Below are 20,761 nucleotides of genomic sequence, written 5' to 3' on the forward strand. Positions count from 1 at the left end.
GGCGCGGCGCCTTGGCCGCCGCCGCGTTGAGCATGGCGGCCAAGGCGCCCGCCACCCGTGCCGGCAGGCCTGTCTGCGGACGGTCGTCGATCACCGCCACGCGGTTGGTGCGGTGGTCGAGCACGTACCACCCGTCGCGCCCCCGGTGCGGCAGGGCTCCGTAGCGTTGACCGCTGCCGGTCGGTTCCAGGCAAAGCACCGTCATCGATGTGCGCACGCCTCCCTCCCTGCGCTTGCGGATCGCGCCAGCCCGGCAGACCCCGAAGGGCTGTCCGTCGATCGATCCCCTTGATCCGCGTTCACGCGGTTTAATTCACGGAGCACGATCCAGGATGGCCACTATATTCCTACTTGTAAAGTAGATATATTGCGGCCATGGAACGCACCACCTTGTCCATCAATGTCGATGATCGAGGCGGCGGAGCACGACGGCCGGCATCGAGGACGACGGCGACCTGCGCGACGACTTGGCCCGGGCGTTGGACGCCGCGGACTACCGGTGAGCGCCGGAGGGCAGGAGGGCGCGCTCGAGGCCGTTCGCCACGCGCACCGAGACGGGAACCAGGACGACGGCGAGCGTCAGCACGCCGATGGTCAGGTTGACGTCGAGGACCCAGGCCACGACGCGGTGCACCTCCTGCCACGCCGGGTCCGTGCGGCACACGTCCACCCAGCCGAGGTCGAGCCCGAGCCATTCCAGTCCGTAGCCGACGTTGAACCACGCCAGCGGCTCGCCGTAGCGCGACCAGTGCGGCCACTGCGCCAGGACGCTCCACAGCACCAGCGTCGCCGCCGCGGCGATGGAGGCCACCAGCAGGACGAAGCTCAGGATCGGAGCGAGGCGGGACATCGGGGCGAACCTTCATTTTCTCTACTGAAAAGGTATAATTTTGAGGTGCGGATCGCAACGCACTTTTGTATTAAGCCGGGGAAAGCACATCGGAGGACACCGCCACCATGGCACCCAGCAAACTGATTCCCCTGGCCGAGGCGGTGCGCCGCTTCACCTGGGACGGCATGCAGTACGCCAGCGGCGCGGCGCTGCCCATCGGCTCCGACGCGGTGGCCTTCGGGCGCGAGCTGCTGCGCCAGGGCCGCCGCGACCTGCACGCCGTCTTCCATTGCAACAGCCAGCAACTCAACCTGCTGGCCGCTGTAGGCGCCGTGACCCGGGCGGAATGCGGTTTCTCGGGCCTGGAGGTGTTCGGCTTCGCCAACGGGCTGCGCCGCGCCGTGGAATCCGGCCGGCTGGCCCTCGACGACTACTCGAACCTCGCGATGCCGCTGCGGCTGCTCGGCGGCGCGCTGAACTGGCCGTTCGTGCCGGCCACCGTCAACGTCGGTTCGGACATCCAGGACCGCAGCGCCTTCGCGCCCGGGGAGCATCCGGCACGCGCCAAGATCCCCACCGTCACCGACCCGTTCACCGGCCGCCCGGTCGGCGTCTTCAGCCCGCTCAAGCCGGACATCGCCGCCATCCACGTGACGCTCGCCGACCCGCAGGGCAACGCCATCATGCTCGGCACGGAATGGAGCCGGTACGAGCTGTCGCGCGCCGCCAAGCGGGTGGTGCTGATCGCCGACGCCATCGTCGACACCGCCTGCATGCGCCAGTTCCCCAACCTCGTGCGCATCCCCGACATCGTCGTCGAAGCGGTGGTGCACTGGCCCTTCGCCGCGTGGCCGCAAAGCTCGCCCGGCATGTACGACGTGGACGAGGAGCACATGCGGCTGATGAACAAGGCCCTCGCCACCGAGGAGGGCACGGCGCAGTACCGCCGCGACTTTGTGGACTCCTACGACGATCTCGACGGCTATCTGGCGCTCATCGGCGCGGAGCGGCGCGCCGCGCTGGCCGCCACGCAGACCGCCTTCCTGCTCGATCCTTACCGCCGCTGGATCTTGCCGGCCGAGGACGTGGCGGCCCTTCAGGCCGCGGGAGAGACCGCATGACCCAGCCCTGCACCCGCCAGGAAATGATGGCGATCGCCACCGGCCGCGAGATCCGCGACGGCGAGCTGGCGATCTTCGGCGTCGGCCTGTCCATGCTGGCCGGCTTCTTCGCCCAAGCGCACCACGCGCCGGGCGTGCGCTCGATGACCGAGGGCGGCGTCTACGGCGCCACGCCGGTCGGTGGGCTGCCCTGGGGCATCGAGTGCAACCGCATCTCGGCCAACGCCACCAGCTTCACCTCGGCGCTCGACGCGCTGGGCTGTCTGGTGGCGTCGGGGCGCTGCGACGTCGGCATCATCGGCGCCGCGCAGGTGGACCGCTTCGGCAACGTCAACACCACCGGCATCTGGGACGGCCCGATCGGCGAGACCTATCGCCCGCCGAAGACCCGTCTGGCCGGGGCCGGCGGCGCCAACGACATCGCCTGCGGCGCCAAGCGCACCGTCATCATGGCGGCGCACGAGCGCAAACGCTTCGCCGAGCGGGTGGACTACATCAGCTCCCCCGGTTACCTGGAGGGCGGCGACGCGCGCTCACGCCACGGCTTCGTCGGCGGCGGCCCGAGCGCCATCGTCACCACGCTGGGCATCCTGCGCCCGGATCCCGAGACGAAGGAGTTCCTGCTGGACGGCTGGTACGCCTTCTCCGGCGTCGAAGAGATCCGGGCCAACACCGGGTGGGACCTGAAGGTCGCCCCCGGGGCCGGCCCGATCCCCGAGCCGACGGAGTCCGAGCTGGCCGCGCTGCGCCGGGTGGACGAGACCGGCGCCTTGCGGAAGGGGTGATCCCTATCGACCTTGAAAGGCGGGCTTGCGCTTCTCCTTGAAGGACGCGAGCCCCTCCTTCAGGTCCGCGCTGCCGGTGACGAAATCGACGTCGCGCCGGGCGATGCCGGCCAGCTCCGACGGCCCCTTCGGCACCACCTGCCCAGCGAAGCGCTTGAGCAGCTGCAACACCAGCGGCGCGTTGTCGGCCAGCTTGCGGGCGTACTCCAGCGCCGCCTCGCGCTGCTGGCCGACGGGCACGACCTTGTTGACGTAGCCCGCTTCGTAGGCGCGCTGCACCGAGAACGCCTCGCCGACCAGCAGCACCTCCATCGCCAGCTTGTGCGGGATGCGCGTCGCCAGCGAGGAGATCAGCCCGCCGGAGAAGCCGACCTTGGCCTCCGGGTAGAGGAAGGTGGTGTTGTCGGCGGCCACCAGCAGGTCGCACTGGTTGGCGAAGACGAAGCCGCCGCCGACCACCCAGCCGGCCACCGCGCCGACGATGGGCTTCTCCACCTCCACGCCAATGCCGGGCACCGCGCGCCACAAATCGTGCGGGATGTCGTTGAGGTCGGCGCCGACCGAGAAGGCGGCGTCGCCGGCAGCGGTCAGCACCGCCACACGGTCGTCGCTCGCGTTCAGGCGATGCCATGCCGCGGCCAGTTCCTCCACCACCTGGACCGACAGCGCGTTGCGCTTCTCCGGCCGGTTGATGGTGATGACGGCGATGTTGTCGGCGGACTCGTAGGTGACGACGGACATGCGGAACGCTTCCTTCAGGCGGGAGTGGACAGGCGGGCGCGGGCATCGACGGCGAGGCCGCCCTGCCCGTCCGCCCGCAGGATCAGCGGATTGACGTCGAGTTCGCGCAGCCTCGGGCCCAGCGCTGCGGCCAGCCGCCCGGCCGCCACGATGGTCGCCACGGCGGCACCGATGTCGGCCTTCGGCCGGCCACGGGCGCCGTTCAGCACCGGCCAGACCTTGAGGCCGCCCAGCAGCGCCTCCGCCCGCGCCGCGTCGAGCGGCGCCGGGGCGACGCGGGTGTCGTCCAGCAGCTCGGCGAACAGGCCGCCGGAACCGACCAGCACGAAAGGCCCGTAAGCGTCGTCCCACAACGTGCCGACGATCAGCTCGGCCACGCCCTGGACCTGCGGCTGGACCAGCGCGCCCTCGAAATCCGTGCCGAACGCGGCGGCGAGGTCGTGGAACGCAGCCCGCACCGCGTCGGCGCCGGTCAGCCCGAGCCGGACGCCGCCGCGGTCGCTCTTGTGCGACACGGTGCGGCTGACCAGCTTCAGCACCACCGGCCAGCCGAAGCGCTGCGCCGCGACGACCGCCGCGTCGGCGCTGGCGGCGACCGCTTCGCCGGCCACCGGGATGCCCGCCGCCTCGACCAGCGTGCGCGCCTCCGGCGCGGTCAGCGGCCCGTCCGGCAGCGCGGCGAGCGCCGCCGCCAGCCGCGCGTCCGGCGGTTCCGCGGGTCCCGGCGCCGACGGCGCGTCCGCGCGGTCGGCGAGGCCGCGCAGCACGCGCAACGCGTCGTCCAGGCGGTTGTGATAGGGATAGCCCGCGTCGCGCAACGTCGCGCGCAGCCCGTCGGCGACGCTGCCGGCCGAGAGCACCAGCAGCACCGGCTTGCCCGCCGTTCGCCCCACCTCGGCGAGCGCCGCGGCGATTTCCGGCATCTGCGGCTGCGTGGTCATGACGTAGACGAGGGCACCGACCGTTTCATCCGCCGCCAGCACGCCGAGCGCCCCGGCCACCGCCGGCGCCGCGAAGCCGCCGCGCGTGGCGCCGGCGTCGAAGGGCAGCGGCGGCTGGCCCGGCGGCAGCTCCGCCGCCAGCCGCGTGCGGGTCGCCTCGGTCAACGCCGCCAGCGGCAGTCCGGCATCGGCCAGCCGGTCGGCGACGATGGCGGCACCGCCGCCCGATCCCGACACCGGCGCCACGCCGGTGCCGCGCGGCAGCCCTGCCGGCCAGCGGGCCAGCGCGTCGGCGATGGCGACGGCGGCCTCGGGATCGTCGGCCAGCACCACGCCGCGCGCCCGCGCCGCCGCCTCGAACAGGCGGAACGGGCCGGCGAGGCTGGCCGTGTGCGACAGCGCGGCGCGCTGGCCGGCCTCGCTGCGCCCGGCCTTGACCGCCACCACCGGCTTGCCGGCGGCACGCGCCCGTTCGGCCTCCTCAAGGAAGCGGCGGCCGTCGCTCACCCCCTCCAGGTACAGCACGATGGCGCGCGTGTCGGGGTCGTCGATCAGGTGGGCGAAGACCTCGGCCTCGGTGACGTCGGCCTGGTTGCCGACCGACACCAGCGTGCCGAAGCCGACGCCGATGTCGTAGCCGGCGTTGAACATGGTGGCCATCAAGGCACCGCTCTGGCTGACCAGCCCCACCGGCCCGACCGGCAGCCGCTCCACCCCCATGGCGAAGGAGGAGGTCAGCGCCAGCCCGGCCCGCGTGTTGACGAAGCCCAGGCAGTTCGGCCCGAGGATCCGCATGCCGGCCGCCCGCGCCACCGCGACGATGCGGCGCTGGCGCTCCGCCCCCTCGGCACCGCTCTCGGCCATCTGCGCGGTGATGATGACCACGGCGCCGACGCCGGCGGCGGCGCACGCCGCGACGGCGCCCTCCAACTGCGCTGCGGGCAGCGCGATCGCCGCCACGTCCACCGCCCCCGCCTCGGCGATCGACGGCACGGCGGGGATGCCGAACAGCGCCGGGCGGTTCGGGTTGACCGGCACGATGCGGCCGGCGTAGTCGTGCCTGATCAGGTGGTGCAGCACCCGCCCGCCGAACTTGCCCACGTCCTCCGACGCGCCGATCACGGCGACCGAGCGGGGATCGAGGATGCGCGCCAGCGGCAGGCGCGCCTCCGTCCTGGACTGGATGTGGCCCATCGCTCACTCGGACTTGATGTTGGCGGCCTTGATGATCTCGCCGAAGGTGGCGAAGTCCTCGCGCACCACGGCGCGGATCTCGTCCACCGACAGGCGGCGCGGCTCCAGGTTCAGCGCGCGCAGCTTCTCCACCGTCTCCGGCTCGGCCAGGATCTTGTTGAAGGTGGCGTTGAGGAAGGCGACCACCTCGGGCGGCGTCTTCGCCGGGGCGGCGACGCCGAACCACAGCCGCGCGTTCCAGTTCGGCACGCCGGCCTCGTGGATGGTCGGCAGGTCGGGCAGCGCCGGGGAGCGCTGCGCGTTCAGCGTCGCCAGCGCGCGCAGCTTGCCGGCCTTGGCGAGCGGCAGCGCCGCCGGGTCGAGCACCACCTGCACCTGCCCGGTCACCGCGTCGTTGAGCGCGGCGGCGCTGCCCTTGTAGGGCACGTGCACGAGGTCGATGCCGGTGCGCAGCTTCAGGAGTTCGCCGTAGATGTGGCCGAGCGAGCCGTTGCCGGCGGTGCCGAAGTTCAGCTTGCCGGGGTTCTTCTGCGCGTACGCGATGAACTCCTTGAGGTCCTTGCCCGGCACCTCGGGGTTGACGGCGATGTAGCTGTAGCTGTCGCCGCTCAGTGCCAGCGGCACGAAGGCGGTCTCGGGGTCGTAGCTCAGCTTCACCAGATGCGGGATCGCCGCCAGCGTGGCGTTGGTGACGTTGAGCAGCGTGTAGCCGTCCGGCTCCGCCTTGGCGACCAACTCGGCGCCCAGCGCGGTGCCGGCGCCGGGCTTGTTCTCCACCACCACCGGCTGGCCGGTGATCTCCGACAGGCGCTGGGCGAGGATGCGGCTGACGTTGTCGCTGGTGGCGCCGGGCGGGAACGGCACGACGTAGCGGATCGGCTTGGACGGGTAGGTGTCGGCGGCGGCGGGCGCGGACAGCGCCAGCAGCGCGGACAGGACGGCGGCGCCGAGCGCCTTGGTCGGGGTCATCGGGGGTCCTCTCGTTGGATCATTCGGCGAAGGCGGTCTCGCGCAGACGGCGCACGCCCGGCAGGGCGACGGACAGCAGCAGGACCGCGGTGAGGGCGAGCAGCACCAGGCTGATCGGCCGGGTGACGAAGACCGAGGGATCGCCGCGCGACAGCAGCAGCGCACGGCGCAGGTTCTCCTCCATCAGCGGGCCGATGACGAAGGCGAGCAGCAGCGGCGCCGGCTCGCACCTGAGCTTGGCGAGCGCGTAGCCGAGCAGGCCGAACACCGCGGTCAGCAGCACGTCGAAGCCGCTGTTGGCGACGCTGTAGGCGCCGATGGCGCAGAACAGCAGGATGACCGGGAACAGCAGGCGGTAGGGGATGCCCAGCAGCCGCACCCACACGCCGACCAGCGGCAGGTTGATGACCAGCAGCATCAGGTTGCCGACCCACATGCTGGCGATCAGGCCCCAGAACAGCTGCGGCTGCTTGGTCATCACCTCGGGGCCGGGCTGGATGCCATGGATCATCATGGCGCCGACCATCAGCGCCATCACCGGGTTCTCCGGGATGCCCAGCGTCAAGAGCGGCACGAAGGAGGTCTGCGCGCCGGCGTTGTTCGCCGCCTCCGGCGCCGCCACGCCCTCCACCGCGCCGTCGCCGAAGCGCTGCGGCTCGCGCGACAGCCGCTTCTCCAGCACGTAGGCGGTGAAGGAGCTGAGGATGGCGCCGCCGCCCGGCAGCATGCCCAGCACCGAGCCGAGCGCCGTGCCGCGCAGCACCGCCGGCACGGCGCGGCGCGCCTCCTCGCGGGTCGGCCACAGGCTGCCGATGCGGGCGATGGCGCCGTACACGTCCACGCCCTTCTCCAGGTTGAGGATGATCTCGGCCAGCCCGAACAGCCCCATGGCGACCGGCACGAAGCCGATGCCGTCCTGCAGTTCGGGGATGCCGAAGGTGAAGCGCTGCACGCCGCTGTTGACGTCGCCGCCGACGAAGCCGAGCAGCAGCCCCAGCAGCACCATGGCGATGGCCTTGGGCACCGAGCCGTGCGCCAGCACCACCGCGCCGACCAGTCCCAGAAGCATCAGCGCGAAGTAGTCGGCGGCGGCGAACTGGTGCGCCAGCGCCGCCAGCAGCGGGCTCGCCACCGCGATCAGCACCGTCGCCACCGTCCCGGCGAAGAAGGAGCCCAGCGCCGCGATGGTGAGCGCCGCCCCCGCCCGCCCCTTGCGGGCCATGGCGTGGCCATCCAGGCACGTCACCACCGATGAGGACTCGCCCGGCATCCGCATGAGGATCGCCGTGGTCGAGCCGCCGTACTGCGCGCCGTAGTAGATGCCGGCCAGCATGATCAACGCCGACACCGGCGTCAGATGGAAGGTGACCGGCAGCAGCATGGCGATGGTCGCCACCGGCCCGACGCCCGGCAGCACGCCGATCAGCGTGCCGAGCAGACAACCGACCAGGCACCACATCAGGTTCTGCGGCGAGACCGCGACGGCGAGGCCGAGGTCCAGGTTGGCGAGCAGGTCCATGGAACGGTCCGCTTCAGCGCGGCCACGTCGGCAGGGGGATGCCGAGCAGCTTGACGAACACCAGCCACGTCAGCCCGCCGACCCCCGCCGCCAGCGCCAGCGTGGCGCGCAGGCGCGTGCCCGGCACCGCCTGCCCGGCGATCAGGAACAGCAGCGCGGCGGAGAGCAGGAACCCCAGCCGGTCGATGGCGAGGCCGAACGCCAGAACGGCGCCGAGCACCGACGCCAGCGGGCGCAGGCGGCCCCGCTCCACCGGCTCCGCCGGGCCGACCCACGCCCCGGCGGCGACGAGCGCCGACGCGAGGACCAGCAGGCCGGCGACCGCCGCCGGGAAGAAGCCCGGCCCCATGCGCGCCGCGGTGCCGAGCGCATGGCCGAACGCCAGCCACAGCGCGACGGCGCCCAACGCGGCGAACAGCGCCGCCGCCAGACCGTCGGGGGACGCCCGAAAGCCGGCCCGCGCCGGCACGGCGCGCTCCGCGCCCATGCAGGCCTCAATGGTCATTGAACGCTCTCCAGGGTATGCCGCGCGCCGATCTGGGTGCGGTGCATGCGGCGGCGCTGGTCGGCCGGGAACGGGTCGCGGCGGTGCATGGTCCAGCGGTTGTCCCACATCACCAGATCGCCGACCCGCCAGCGGTGATGCCACGTCAGGTCGGGCCGCACCGCGTGGCGCCAGATCTCGTCGAGCAGCGCCTCGCTCTCCACCCGCTCCAGGCCGGGGATGTAGGCGTGCAGGCGCCGCCCGAGCCGCAGCGCCTTGCGCCCGGACGGGTGCACGTCCACCAGCGGGTGCACGCTGCCCGGCGAGGAACGCAGGTCGGTGGGAACCTCGAATCCCTGGCGCAGGTAGCCGCCGCTGTTGGTGGTGGCGTCGTGCTTGAGGCTCAGCCCCTCGACCCGCCGGCGCAGGCCCTCGGGCAGCGCGTCGTAGGACGCCAACGTGCTGACGAAGCCGGTGTCGCCGCCCTCGTCTGGCACCTCCAGCGCATAGAGGCTGCTGGCGAAGGGCGGTTCGTCCAGGTAGGCCATGTCGGCGTGCCACGCCGACTCCCTGTCGCCCAGCGCGCCGATGGGGCGGCCGTCCTCGACGACGTTGGAGATGACGTAGACCTCCTCGAACCCCGGCGCGTTCAGCCGGCCGTGCTCGGTGATCGGCGCCTTGTCGAGCCGGCCGAAGGCGCCCGAGAAGCGCACGAGGTCGGCGTCGCCCAGGCGCTGGCCGCGGAAGGCGAGCACCAGATGCTCGCCCAGCGCCGCCGACAGGGCCTCCACCGTCCGCGGGTCGAGCGGACGGGACAGGTCGAGCCCCACCACCTCGGCGCCGAGCGCGGGGGAGACGGGCCGCAGGTCGAAATCCGCCATCGTTCAGCTCCCGGCGCGGTCGTGGATGTCGGCGAAGAACAGCTCCTGCCAGCGCGCCGGCCGGTTGCGGATCGAGCCGATGCGGGCCATGAAGTCGGTGAACTTCTGGATGCCCAGCGGCTCGGAGGCGTAGCGCACCTCGGGGTCGGCGATCAGCCGCTCGACCGTGTCGAGGTCGAGCTTGGAATTGTCGAGGCGGATGTAGATCTCCGCCGCCTCGCGCGGCTTGGCGCGGATGAAGCCCACCGCCTCGTCCAGCGCCGCCAGCACGGCGCGGGTCAGCCTGGGGTTGGCGTCGTGGAACTTCGCCGAGGTCCAGATGGCGCTGAAGGTGCCCGCCCCGCCCAGCACGTCATAGGAGCTGAGCACCTTGTGGATCTTCGGGTCCTTGAGCTGGAGGTCCTGGAACGGCGGGCTGGTGAAGTGCGCGGTGATCTCGGTCTTGCCGGACAGCAGCGCCGCCGTGCCGTCGGGGTGCGCCAGCGACACGGTCAGCGGGTCGAGCCGGGCGTGCTCGCCGGGGCCGAACGTCTGCTCCGCCGCCATCTGCAGCACGATGGCCTGGTAGGACGCCCGCACCGAGGGCACGACGATGCGGTCCTTCTCGGTGAAGTCCTTGAGGCTGCGGATCTCCGGCCGGTTGGTGTTGAGGTAGGCCGGCTGCGCGTTCAGCGCCGCCAGTCCGCGCAGGTCGGCGTTGCCGCGCGTCTTGTCCCAGGCGATGATGAAGGGCGGCACGCCGGCGGCGCCGAAGTCGGCGTTGCCGGACAGCAGCGATTCCGTGATGGTGGACGGGTTGCCGATGGCCGTGTAGCTGGCCTTCACGTCGTCCAGTCCGGCGGCGCGGGCGTGCTTCTCCACCAGCCCCTTATCCTGCATGACGTAGAGCTGAAGGTAACCGAGGCCGAGGTTGCGGGCGAAGCGCACCTCGGTGGCCTCGGCGTGCGCCGCGGCCGGGCGGAACAGGCCGGCGGCCAGCAGGGCGCCCAGCAGCAGCCGGCGCCCGGCGAAACGAGCGGTCGTCATGGAATCCTCCCTTTTCACAGCACGCGGAAGCGGTGCGTGCCGTCGCGCTCCAGCTGCGCCACCAGCTCCAGCTCCCAGTCGATGTAGCCCTGCATGGCGGCGGCGGTGTTGTCGGTGCCCTCGTAGGGGCGCTTGTAGACGTCGTCCGGCTCGCTGAGCGCGCGGGGCAGGCCGCTCTCCAGCGGCAGGCCGGCCTTGCGCCAGCCCGTGGTGCCGCCCTTCAGCAGCGCCGGCGTCACACCGGCGAGCGCCGTCAGATCCGCCGCGGCGTAGCGGGCGAGCACGCCGCAGGGCGACGTCAGCACCGGCCGCACACCGTCCGGCAGCCGCTTCAGCGCCTCGCCCAGCTCGGCCCGCACGGCGAACCACGCGCCCGGCACATGGCCGGCGGCGTGCTTCGGGCTGGGGGCGAGGTCCACCACCACGGCCTCCCCCGCGTCCAGCGGGCCGAGCAGGTCCAGCGGCTCGACCTCGTTCACCGGGCCGTCCGGGAACGGCGGCAGCGCGCGGGCGCGCGGCCCAGCCTCCAGCCCGTCCGCGCCGACCCCGCCGTCGAGCACATGCACGTCCCAGCCCATCTGCGCGAGCCAGGAGGCGGTCATGTCGGCGCGCACGCCGTCGTCGTCGGCCAGCACGATTCGGGCGCCGCGCACGCCGACATACTCGTCGGTGGCCTGCACCAGCTGCCCGCCGGCCGCGTGACGGAAGCCGGGGAGATGGCCGGCCTCATACTCCTCGGGCGTGCGCACGTCGAACAAGTACAGGGTGCGCTCCTCGTCCGCCCGCCACGCCGCCAGCGTCGCGCGGTCCACCCGGCCGGCCCCGGCGCGCTCCGCCACCGAACGGGCGGCGGCCTGGGCGCGGGCGCGGCCCTCCGGCGACACCGGCGGGAAGCGGCGCTCCTGCCCGGTCTCCAACGCCAGCCCGGCGAGCGTCCAGCCGATGGTGCCGTTGCGCAGCGCCGCCACCGGGTTGGGGATGCCGGCGTTCACCAGCGACTGCGTGCCGATGATGCTGCGCGTGCGGCCGGCGCAATTGACGATCACCGTGGTGGCCGGCGAGGGCGCGATGTCGAAGATGCGGTAGACCAGCTCGGCCCCCGGCACGCTGACGCCGCCGGGGATCGCCATGGTGCGGTATTCCTCGAAGCGCCGGGCGTCGAGCACCACCACGTCCTTGTCGGACTCGATCAGCGCCTTGACCGCCTCGGCCGCCAGCGACGGCGTGCGGCGGTGGTGCTCGACCAGCTCGCCGAACGCCTTGCTCGGCACGTTGACGTCCCGGTAGACCTCGCCGCCCGCCGCGATCCAGCCGGACAATCCGCCAGCCAGGACCGCGACGTCGCCGTACCCCAGGGCGCGCAGCCGCGTCGCCGCGCGCTCCGCCAGCCCCTCGCCGTCGTCCCCCTCGCCGTCGTCGTAGACCACCACCGGCGCGGAGCGGCGCGGCACGAGGTCGAGGATCGTCAGCTCCAGCCGGCTCAGCGGCATCGACACGGCGAACAGCGGGTGGGCGCGGGAATAGGGTCCCTCTTCCCGCGCGTCGAGCAGCGCGATCTCGCGTCCGTCGATCAGCGCCTGACGCACCTGCGCCGGCGTCGCCGTCGCGCTCATCGGACGAGCGCCGACACCAGCGCCGCGAGCGCCACCGCGCCGCCCAGCACGGCGATGGCCGCCACGGCGACGCTGTCGAGCGCCGTCCACTCCGCCGCGTCGCCCCGTTCCCGGGCCTGCCGCGCGGCAACCAGACCGATCATCGCCTCCGGCAGGGGCAGGCAGGACGCCGCCAGCATCAGCTCCATGTCGTCGGACACCCGCTCCCGTCCGGGAAGATCCACCGCCTCGACCGTCATGCGCCCCTCCTCGATCCACAGGATAAAGTGAAGGTACGCCGCTAAAGTCTATTTTGTCGATATGGAATCTGTGCCAACATGTGATTCGTACAGTTCATACAAAGAAAAATCGTAATTATTAGGATGGAGTTGCCGACCATGCGTTCATCGATCAAGGGTCTTCTCTTCGCCGGGCTGCTGGGGGCCGCCAGCCTCGGCCTCGCCGTGCCGGCCGCCGCCGGGCCGACGCTCGACGCTATCAAGGCGCGCGGCGTCATCAAGGTGGGAGTCGGCACCGCGCCGGGCTTCTTCTCGCCGGACAGCAACGGGCGCTGGCAGGGCTTCTTCGTGGACATCGGCCGGGCGCTCGCCATCGCCGTGTTCAACGATCCGGAGAAGGTGCAGTTCGTCTCCGCCTCGCCGCAGCAGCGCCTGCCGGCGCTGCAGTCGGGCGAGTTCGACATCCTGCTGTCGGCGGTGACGCAGACCGCCGTGCGCTCCAGCAAGCTCGGCTTCCACTTCGGCCCGGTGGTGTTCTACGACGGCCAGGGTCTGCTGGTGCCGAAGAAGCTGGGCGTCAACAAGGGCAGCGAGCTGAACGGTGCCACGGTGTGCGTGCAGACCGGCACCACCGGCGAGCTGAACATCGCCGACTTCTTCCGCCAGAATAAGGCCACTTTCAAGCCGGTGGTCATCGAGGAGACGGCGGAGTTCCGCAAGGCGTTCACCTCGGGCCGCTGCGACGTGCTGACCCAGGACGCCTCCGACCTCGCCATCGCGCGCACCCAGTTGCCCAGCCCGAACGACTACGTCCTGCTGCCCGAGCGCATCTCCAAGGAGCCGCTGGCGCCGGCGATCCGCTACGGCGACGACCAGTGGCTGGAGATCGTCAACTGGGTGGTCTACGCCACCATCCAGGCCGAGGAGTTCGGCATCACCCAGGCCAACGCCGACGAGTTCCTGAAGAGTGACAACCCGTCGATCCGCCGCTTCCTCGGCGTCGATCCGGTGATCGGCGAGGCGTTCAAGCTCGACCCGAAGGTCTTCCACACGATCGTCAAGACGCTGGGGAACTACGGGGAGATCTTCGAGCGCCACATCGGCAAGGCGACCCCGGTCGGCTTCGAGCGCGGCTACAACCAGCCCTGGACCAAGGGCGGCCTGCTCTACTCCCCGCCCTTCCGCTGAGCCGATGCGCGCCATCGTCACCAATGGAGCCAGGGCGGCGGCCGCGTGGTGGGGTGACCACGCGGCCGCCCAGCTCGGCCTGCTGGCCGGCACGGTGCTGCTGTTCGCCGTCCTCGGCGCCAACACGCTGGAGAACATGGAGCGCTTCGGCATCCGCCCGGGCTTCGAGTTCCTGCACCGCGCCGCCAACTTCGAGATCGGCGAATCGCTGGTCGCCTACACGGCCGGCGACACCTACGGGCGGGCGCTGCTGGTCGGGCTGCTGAACACGGTGAAGGTCGCCGTGCTGGGCTGCGTTCTGGCGACGGCGCTCGGGCTCGCCCTGGGCATCGCCCGGCTGTCCGGCAACCTGCTGCTGTCCGGCATCGTCCAGGTCTACGTCGAACTCATCCGCAGCACGCCGCTGCTGCTGCAGCTGTTCTTCTGGAGCGCCACGCTGCACGCCCTGCCCGGCCCGCGCCAGGCGTTCCAGCCCGTCGCCGGGGTCTTCCTGTGCAACCGCGGCGTCTTCCTGCCGGCGCTGCGCTTCGACCCGCTGGGCTGGGACATACCGCAACTGGCCGGATTCAACTTCACCGGCGGCGCCACGCTGACGCCGGAGTTCGCCGCGCTGCTGATCGGACTGGCGGTCAACGCCGCCGCCGGCATCGCCGAGATCGTGCGCAGCGGCGTCCAGTCGGTGCCCGCCGGGCAGTGGGAGGCGGCGCGGGCGCTGGGCCTGCCGCGGCGGCGGATCCTGCGGCTGGTGGTGCTGCCGCAGGCGTTGCGGGTGATCGTGCCGCTGCTGACGTCGAGCTGGCTCAGCCTGACCAAGAACTCCAGCCTCGCCGTCGCCATCGGCTTCCCCGACCTGGTCAGCGTCATCAACACCAGCGCCAACCAGACGGGCCAAGCGCTGGAAACCATGGCGATCCTCGCCGCCGCCTACCTGACGCTGAGCCTCGCCGTGTCGGTGGCGATGAACGCCTGGAACCGGCGCCTCGCGCGGCGGGGGTGGCCGTGAGCGCCGACGCCGCCCTGGCCGGCCGCCTCGCCCCGCCGCGGCACTGGAGGGCGTGGCGCGACGGGCTGTTCGGCTCGCCGGGCAACGCGCTGATCACCCTGGCCTGCGTGGTGCTCCTCGCCTGGGCGCTGCCGCCGCTGCTGCGCTGGGCGGTGCTCGACGCCGCCTGGACCGGCAGCGCCGACGCCTGCCGCGCCGCTGGCGGGGCGTGCTGGGCCTTCATCGGCGAGAAGCTGCGCTACATCCTCTTCGGCCTCTACGAGCCCGACCGGCACTGGCGCCCGGCGACGGCGCTGGTCCTGCTGCTGGGCTTCGCGGTCCTGGCCGGACTGCCGCGCTTCTGGCGCCCCGGCATGGTGCCGGCCGGAGCCGCGGCGCTCGGCGGCGCGGTGCTGCTGCTGGCCGGCCTGCCGGGCGGCGAGCCGGTGCCGACCGACCGCTGGGGCGGGCTGCCGCTCACTCTGCTGCTGGCCTTCGCCGGGATGACCGGCGCCTTCCCGCTGGCGGTGCTGCTGGCGCTCGGCCGGCGCAGCGGCATGGGCGTCGTGCGCCTCGCCTGCGTGATGGTGATCGAGGTGCTGCGCGGCGTGCCGCTGATCGCGGTTCTGTACGTGGCGACGCTGCTGGTGCCGCTGATGCTGCCGGCCGGCGTCAGCCTGGACAAGCTGCTGCGCGCCCAGCTCGCCATCATCCTGTTCGTCTCGGCCTACATGGCGGAGATCGTGCGCGCCGGCCTGCAGGCGGTGCCGAACGGCCAATACGAGGCGGCGAAGGCGCTGGGCCTCGGCTATTGGGGGACGATGCGGCTGGTGGTGCTGCCGCAGGCGCTGCGCACGGTGATCCCGTCGCTGGTCACGCTGGGCATCGGCATCTTCCAGGACACCACGCTGATCGTGGTGATCGGCCTGTTCGACGTGCTCAACACCGCCCGCAGCTCCGCCGCCGACCCGCAATGGATCGGCTTCTACGACGAGGCTTTCGGCTTCGCCGCCCTGCTGTACCTGGGGTTCAGCGTGGCGGCGTCGCGCTACAGCCTGTGGCTGGAACGCCGCCTCACCACCACGGCATAACCACACGGAGGATCGAACCATGACCGGACACTTCGCCGGCGACGTCAGCCCACAGCAGGCGTGGCAGCGCCTGTCGGACACGCCCGACGCCGTGCTGCTCGACGTGCGCACCAAGGCCGAATGGGTCTTCGTCGGCGGCCCGGACCTGGGCGGCCTCGGCCGCACGGTGGTGCAGATCGAATGGCAGACCTTCCCCGGCCTCGCCCGCAACCCCGCCTTCGTCGAGGACGTCCGCGCCAGGGGCGTCGCAACCAGCCGGCCGGTGTACGTGATCTGCCGCTCGGGCGTGCGCTCGCGCGCGGCGGCGGAGGCGCTGGCGGAGGTCGGCTACACCACGCACAACGTCGCCGACGGCTTCGAGGGCCAGCTCGACGCCGCCGGCCACCGCGGCGTCGGCGGCTGGCGCGCCGCCGGGCTGCCATGGAAGCAGACCTGAGTCACGCCGCCGCGACCGGCCGGCGCGCCGCCCAGGCGCCCAGCCGGTCGAGCGCGTCGCGCAGCAGCGGCTTGCGCTTGGCGAAGCACAGGCGGATCAGTGAGCGCATGTCGCGCTCGGCGTAGAAGGTGCTGACCGGCACCGCGGCCACGCCGGATTCGGCGACCAGACGGCGGCAGAAGGCGAAGTCATCGCCCTGCGGATCGAGCCCGGAGATGTCCACGCACAGGAAGTACGTCCCGCCGCCGTCCAGCACCGTGAAGCCGAGATCGCGCAGGCCGGCGGCCAGATAGTCGCGGTGCTCCTGCAGGGTTGCCTGCAAACCGCCGAAGTAGTCGTCGCCGAGGCCCAGCCCGAAGGCCACGGCGGATTGCAGGTGCGGCGGCGTGGCGAAGGTCAGGTACTGGTGCGCCCGCGCCACCGGCGCCAGCCGCTCGGCGGTGGAGGTGACGTAGCCGACCTTCCAGCCGGTGACCGAGAAGGTCTTGCCGGCCGAGCCGATGCGCAGGCAGCGCCCGCGCGCCTGCGGCAGCGCCATCAGCGGCAGGTGTTCGCGGCCGTCGAAGGTCAGGTGTTCGTACACCTCGTCGCAGATGGCGACGAGGTCGTGGCGCTCCAGCAGGTCGGCCAGGAACTCCAGTTCATCGCGGGTGAATACCTTGCCGTTCGGGTTCATCGGCGTGTTCAGCAGGATGGCGCGGGTGCGCGGGGTGATCGAATCGAGGATGCGCTGGCGCGGCAGCTCCCAGTGTGGCGGCTCCAGCCGGACCGGCACCGGCACGGCGCCGGCGCGGCGCAGGATGACGCCGTAGCTGTCGTAGGCCGGCTGGAAGACCAGCACCTCGTCGCCCGGCTCCAGCAGCCCCAGGAAGCAGTCAGCCAGCGCCTCGGTGGCGCCGGAGGTGACCAGCACCTCGCTCTGCCAGTCCACCTCGATGCCCCAGAAGCGCTTGTTGGCCGCGGCCACCGCCTGCCGCAGCGCCGGCAGGCCGAGTGTGGGCGGGTACTGGTGCGGCCCGGCGCGCAGCGCCCGCTCGGCCGCGGCGATCACCTCGGCCGCCTCGATCCCCTCCGGGAATCCCTGCCCGAGGTTGACCGCCCCGTGCTCGGCCGCGAGCCGCGACATCGTCTCGAACACCGAGGTGCCGACGCTGCCGAACACCGAATTGACCATGGTGGACTCTCCCCTGCCGATGCGCGGACCGCCGGACGAACGGTCCCGCTTTCAGGGTTGCGTGCATTTGACTACTGTGCAAGTATATTTTATGAGTTTAATTAACACATATATTGATCAGCTTCACGAGAGCCTCAGCCCGGATTCGGTGTTGATCGGCGAGGCGGTGCGCAGCCGCCCGGCGTCGGGACGCGATCCCGTCGGCTGCGCGGCGGCGGCGCTGCTGCTGCCGCGCTCCACCGCCGAGGTCGCCGCGGCGCTGCGCATCTGCCACGGGGCCGGGGTGCCGGTGGTGCCGCGCGCCGGCATGACCGGGCTGGTCGGCGGCACCGTCGCGGGCCCGCACGAGATCGCGCTGTCGCTGGAGCGGCTCACCGGCATCGGCGCCGTGGATGCCGCCGGGGCGACGCTGACCGCCGGGGCCGGCGCCACCATCGAGGCCGTGCAGCGGCACACCGCTGAGAGCGGCTTCCTGTTCGCCCTCGACCTCGGCTCGCGCGGCTCGGCGACGGTGGGCGGGGCCATCGCCACCAACGCCGGCGGCAACAAGGTCATCCGCTACGGCATGATGCGCGACCTCGTGCTGGGGCTGGAGGCGGTGCTGGCCGACGGCACGGTGGTGTCGTCGATGAACGCGCTGCTGAAGAACAACACCGGCCTCGACCTCAAGCAGCTGTTCATCGGCACCGAGGGCACGCTTGGCGTCGTCACCCGCGCCGTGCTGCGCCTGTACCCGCTGCCGCGCGCCCGCCACACGGCCCTGGCGGCGCTGCCGGACTTCGCGGCCATGGCCGGCTTTCTGCGGGCGATGCGGGAGGAGTCGAACGGCGCGCTCAGTTCGTTCGAGGCGATGTGGCCGTCCTACTACGCGCTGGCGACCCGCCCGGCCGGCCGGCTGCACCCGCCGCTGCCGCACGGCGCCGCCTTTTATGCCCTGGTGGAATGGGAGGGCGCCGACGCGGAAGGCGACGCCCAGCGCTTCGGCACCGCGCTGGCGCGGGCTCTGGAAGCGGGCCTGATCGCCGACGCGGTGCTCGCCCGCTCGGAGGCCGAGCGCACCACGCTGTGGGCGATCCGCGACGATGTGACGGAGCACCTGCGCCCGCTCGCCCCGCGGTTCAGCTTCGACGTCAGCCTGCCGATCCCCAGCATGCCGGAGTACGTGGACACGCTGACCCGCGTCGTCGCGGCGCGCTGGCCGGGCGCCGCCGTGGTGGCGTTCGGCCACCTGGGCGACGGCAACCTGCACGTCATCGTCTCCGCCGGCCGCACCGACGTCCGGGCCGCGGTGGAGGAACTGGTCTACCGGCCGCTCGCCGCGCTCGGCGGCGCCGTGTCGGCCGAGCACGGCATCGGCCTCGACCGCAAGGCGTGGCTGGCCCTGTCGCGCTCCGCCGAGGAGCGGCGCGCCATGGCGCTGGTCAAGCGCGCCCTCGATCCCGCGAACATCCTCAACCCCGGCAAGATCCTGGATTCGTTGTCATGAGCCAACCGTCATCGAACCGGCCGCGCTGGAGCGGCCTGTCGACCCGCGCGATCCATCTGGGCTACGACCCGGCCAGCGAGCACGGCGCGCTGACCGCGCCGGTGTTCATGACCTCCACCTACGCCTTCGAGACGGCGGAGGACGGCGCCGCCCTGTTCCGTGGCGAGAAGGAGGGCTACATCTACGGCCGCACCAGGAACCCGACCCAGGCGCTGCTGGAGGCCCGCGTCGCCGACCTGGAGGGCGCCGAGGCCGGGCTTGCCGTGGCGTCGGGCATGGCGGCGATCTCCGCCACGCTGTGGACGCTGCTGGAGGCCGGCGACACCGTGGTGATCGACACCACGCTGTACGGCAACAGCTTCGCGCTGTTCGTGCGCGGGCTGACCCGCTTCGGCATCCGGGTCGAGGTGGCCGATTTCACGAACCTCGACGACCTCGCCCGCGCGCTGGCGCTGCGCCCGAAGCTGGTGCATTTCGAGACGCCGGCCAACCCCAACCTGCGCGTCGTCGACATCGCCGCGGTGAGCGAACTGGCGCATGGCGCCGACGCCCTGGTGATGGTGGACAACACCTTCGCGACGCCGGTCCTGCAACGCCCCATCGAGCACGGCGCCGACCTCGTCGTACATTCGGCGACCAAATTCCTGGGCGGCCACGGCGACCTGATCGCCGGCGTGGTGGCCGGGCCGAAGGCGATCATCGACCGCGTGCGCGGGCACGGGCTGCGCTACCTGACCGGCGCCACCATCGCACCGCTGACCGCCTTCCTGCTGCTGCGCGGACTGAAGACGCTGGAGCTGCGGGTCGAGCGCCACAGCGCCTCGGCCGCCGCGGTGGCGGCGCTGCTGGCGGAGCACCCGGCGGTGCGCTGGGTCGGCTATCCCGGCCTACCCGATTCCCCCGGCCACGCGGTCGCCCGGCGGCAGATGAGCGGCTTCGGCGGCCTCGTGTCGTGCGAGCTGGAGGGCGGCATCGAGGCTGGGGTGCGCTTCATGAACCGGCTGGTGCTGGCCACCCGCGCGGTCAGCCTGGGTGACGCCGAGACGCTGGTCCAGCACCCCGCCAGCATGACCCACGCCACCTACACCGCCGAGGAGCGCGCCCGCCACGGCATCAGCGACGGCCTCGTCCGCCTGTCCATCGGGCTGGAGAACCTGCCGGACATCCAGGAGGACATCCTCCAGGCCCTCGACGCCGTGACGCCGCCGCGCCGGCGCTGACCCATCGAATTTCACAAGGAGAGTTGTCCAATGAAGCTTCGTCTGTTCGGCCGCGCCGTGGCCGCCGTCCTGCTCGCCGGCTCGGTGCTGGCCGCCGGCGCCGCCCAGGCCGCCGATCCGGTCCGCCTGAAGGTCGGCATCCGCGGCGGCATCAGCGAACCGATCTGGGAAATCGTCGCCAAGGTCGGCGCCGCCAAGGGCCTCGCCATCGAGCCGGTGGTGCTCGCCGGCACGCTCAGCCCCAACGAGGCGCTGAACAACGGCGAGCTGCAGGCCAACGCCTTCCAGCACATCCCGTTCCTGCGCGACCAGGTCAAGCAGCGCGGCTACAAGCTGGCCATCGTCGGCAACACCTACCTGTCGCCGATCGCCTTCTACTCGAAGAAGTACAAGTCGCTGAAGGACCTGCCCACCGGCGCCAAGGTCGGCGTGCCGGACGACCCCAGCAACGAGAGCCGGGCGCTGATCGTTCTGCGCGACGAGGGGCTGATCACGCTGCGCGACGGCTTCGACGCCTTCAACGAGACCGCCACGCTGGCCGACGTCAAGACGAACCCGCGCAAGCTGGAGATCGTCGAGGCGAAGTCGGTGGTGCTCGCCCGCTCCTACCAGGACGTCGATGCGGCGGCGGTGATCTCCAGCTTCGGCTCGCAGGTCGGCCTGAACGCGGCGCGCGACGGCATCGCCCAGGAGAAGCGGGAGAACAACCCGAACGTCAACATCATCGTCGTGCGCGAGCAGGACAAGGACGCCCCCTGGGTGAAGCCGCTGGTCGACTCCTTCCAGTCGCCGGAGGTCCGCGCGCACATCGAGAAGGAACTCGCCGGCGTCCTCATTCCGGCCTTCTGAGCGGACGGGAC

The 20,761-nt window shown here is 72.0% G+C and carries 21 protein-coding genes; 9 read left to right on the forward strand and 12 right to left on the reverse strand.

Annotated elements, in window-relative coordinates; translation table 11 throughout:
- On the reverse strand, positions 1-217 hold a 217-nt coding region (locus tag TSO221_RS16615; RefSeq protein WP_199229503.1), incomplete at its 3' end, for a hypothetical protein.
- A gap of 276 nt (positions 218-493) precedes the next feature.
- Complete coding sequence (locus tag TSO221_RS16620) at positions 494-850, reverse strand: hypothetical protein (RefSeq protein ID WP_109119631.1); 357 nt, start codon at positions 848-850, stop codon at positions 494-496.
- Between the two features lie 107 nt (positions 851-957).
- On the opposite strand from TSO221_RS16620, the gene TSO221_RS16625 reads away from it, so the two are divergent.
- Both TSO221_RS16625 and TSO221_RS16630 read left to right on the forward strand, forming a co-directional pair.
- Entirely contained in the window at positions 958-1,953 is a 996-nt protein-coding gene (locus tag TSO221_RS16625; protein WP_109119632.1) for a CoA transferase, read from the forward strand.
- Positions 1,950-2,738 (forward strand): CoA-transferase, encoded by a 789-nt coding sequence (locus TSO221_RS16630; protein ID WP_109119633.1) that lies wholly within the window; start codon positions 1,950-1,952, stop codon positions 2,736-2,738. The genes TSO221_RS16625 and TSO221_RS16630 overlap by 4 nt, the downstream gene beginning before the upstream one ends.
- Before the next feature lie 3 nt (positions 2,739-2,741).
- On the opposite strand, the gene TSO221_RS16635 is transcribed toward TSO221_RS16630, so the two are convergent.
- The 9 genes from TSO221_RS16635 to TSO221_RS16675 are packed head-to-tail and all read right to left on the reverse strand — an operon-like array spanning position 2,742 to position 12,345.
- Positions 2,742-3,479 (reverse strand): enoyl-CoA hydratase-related protein, encoded by a 738-nt coding sequence (locus TSO221_RS16635; protein ID WP_109119634.1) that lies wholly within the window; start codon positions 3,477-3,479, stop codon positions 2,742-2,744.
- A 14-nt stretch (positions 3,480-3,493) separates the two neighbouring features.
- Positions 3,494-5,614 carry an acetate--CoA ligase gene (locus tag TSO221_RS16640; RefSeq protein ID WP_109119635.1) on the reverse strand — a complete coding sequence of 707 codons (2,121 nt, stop codon included), beginning with the start codon at positions 5,612-5,614 and terminating at the stop codon, positions 3,494-3,496.
- A 3-nt stretch (positions 5,615-5,617) separates the two neighbouring features.
- Positions 5,618-6,583 (reverse strand): tripartite tricarboxylate transporter substrate binding protein, encoded by a 966-nt coding sequence (locus tag TSO221_RS16645; RefSeq protein WP_109119636.1) that lies wholly within the window; start codon positions 6,581-6,583, stop codon positions 5,618-5,620.
- 19 nt (positions 6,584-6,602) lie between these two features.
- Entirely contained in the window at positions 6,603-8,102 is a 1,500-nt protein-coding gene (locus tag TSO221_RS16650) for a tripartite tricarboxylate transporter permease (protein ID WP_109119637.1), read from the reverse strand.
- A 13-nt stretch (positions 8,103-8,115) separates the two neighbouring features.
- Complete coding sequence (locus TSO221_RS16655) at positions 8,116-8,607, reverse strand: tripartite tricarboxylate transporter TctB family protein (protein ID WP_109119638.1); 492 nt, start codon at positions 8,605-8,607, stop codon at positions 8,116-8,118.
- Positions 8,604-9,467 carry a TauD/TfdA family dioxygenase gene (locus TSO221_RS16660; protein ID WP_109119639.1) on the reverse strand — a complete coding sequence of 288 codons (864 nt, stop codon included), beginning with the start codon at positions 9,465-9,467 and terminating at the stop codon, positions 8,604-8,606. The genes TSO221_RS16655 and TSO221_RS16660 overlap by 4 nt, the downstream gene beginning before the upstream one ends.
- Positions 9,468-9,470: 3 nt before the next feature.
- Positions 9,471-10,493 carry an ABC transporter substrate-binding protein gene (locus TSO221_RS16665; RefSeq protein ID WP_109119640.1) on the reverse strand — a complete coding sequence of 341 codons (1,023 nt, stop codon included), beginning with the start codon at positions 10,491-10,493 and terminating at the stop codon, positions 9,471-9,473.
- 14 nt (positions 10,494-10,507) lie between these two features.
- Positions 10,508-12,106, reverse strand: coding sequence for a rhodanese-like domain-containing protein (locus tag TSO221_RS16670; RefSeq protein WP_109119641.1), 1,599 nt, complete (start codon positions 12,104-12,106; stop codon positions 10,508-10,510).
- Positions 12,103-12,345 (reverse strand): hypothetical protein, encoded by a 243-nt coding sequence (locus tag TSO221_RS16675; protein ID WP_109119642.1) that lies wholly within the window; start codon positions 12,343-12,345, stop codon positions 12,103-12,105. The genes TSO221_RS16670 and TSO221_RS16675 overlap by 4 nt, the downstream gene beginning before the upstream one ends.
- Positions 12,346-12,483: 138 nt before the next feature.
- Here TSO221_RS16675 and TSO221_RS16680 point away from each other — a divergent pair, with 138 nt between their 5' ends.
- The 4 genes from TSO221_RS16680 to TSO221_RS16695 are packed head-to-tail and all read left to right on the forward strand — an operon-like array spanning position 12,484 to position 16,021.
- Entirely contained in the window at positions 12,484-13,512 is a 1,029-nt protein-coding gene (locus TSO221_RS16680; RefSeq protein WP_199229504.1) for an amino acid ABC transporter substrate-binding protein, read from the forward strand.
- A 4-nt stretch (positions 13,513-13,516) separates the two neighbouring features.
- Entirely contained in the window at positions 13,517-14,515 is a 999-nt protein-coding gene (locus TSO221_RS16685; protein WP_109119644.1) for an ABC transporter permease subunit, read from the forward strand.
- On the forward strand, positions 14,512-15,585 hold the full coding sequence (locus TSO221_RS16690) for an amino acid ABC transporter permease (RefSeq protein WP_247878084.1): 1,074 nt from the start codon (positions 14,512-14,514) through the stop codon (positions 15,583-15,585). The genes TSO221_RS16685 and TSO221_RS16690 overlap by 4 nt, the downstream gene beginning before the upstream one ends.
- A gap of 19 nt (positions 15,586-15,604) precedes the next feature.
- The gene (locus tag TSO221_RS16695; RefSeq protein ID WP_109119646.1) at positions 15,605-16,021 is read left to right on the forward strand and encodes a rhodanese-like domain-containing protein; all 417 of its coding nucleotides are present in this window, start codon (positions 15,605-15,607) and stop codon (positions 16,019-16,021) included.
- A 1-nt stretch (position 16,022) separates the two neighbouring features.
- Here the strand turns inward: TSO221_RS16695 and TSO221_RS16700 are convergent, their stop codons facing one another.
- Positions 16,023-17,195 (reverse strand): aminotransferase, encoded by a 1,173-nt coding sequence (locus tag TSO221_RS16700; protein ID WP_109119647.1) that lies wholly within the window; start codon positions 17,193-17,195, stop codon positions 16,023-16,025.
- A 151-nt stretch (positions 17,196-17,346) separates the two neighbouring features.
- Here TSO221_RS16700 and TSO221_RS16705 point away from each other — a divergent pair, with 151 nt between their 5' ends.
- From TSO221_RS16705 to TSO221_RS16715, 3 genes are read left to right on the forward strand one after another with little or no spacing between them, the layout of a single operon-like run.
- Complete coding sequence (locus tag TSO221_RS16705) at positions 17,347-18,681, forward strand: FAD-binding oxidoreductase (protein ID WP_199229505.1); 1,335 nt, start codon at positions 17,347-17,349, stop codon at positions 18,679-18,681.
- Positions 18,678-19,901 carry an aminotransferase class V-fold PLP-dependent enzyme gene (locus tag TSO221_RS16710; RefSeq protein ID WP_109119649.1) on the forward strand — a complete coding sequence of 408 codons (1,224 nt, stop codon included), beginning with the start codon at positions 18,678-18,680 and terminating at the stop codon, positions 19,899-19,901. Before TSO221_RS16705 ends, TSO221_RS16710 begins: the two co-directional genes overlap by 4 nt.
- Before the next feature lie 30 nt (positions 19,902-19,931).
- Entirely contained in the window at positions 19,932-20,750 is an 819-nt protein-coding gene (locus TSO221_RS16715) for a MetQ/NlpA family lipoprotein (protein WP_109119650.1), read from the forward strand.
- The last annotated feature ends 11 nt before the right edge of the window (positions 20,751-20,761 follow it).

Origin of the sequence: Azospirillum sp. TSO22-1 (genome assembly GCF_003116015.1) — a bacterium.
Lineage (GTDB): Bacteria > Pseudomonadota > Alphaproteobacteria > Azospirillales > Azospirillaceae > Azospirillum.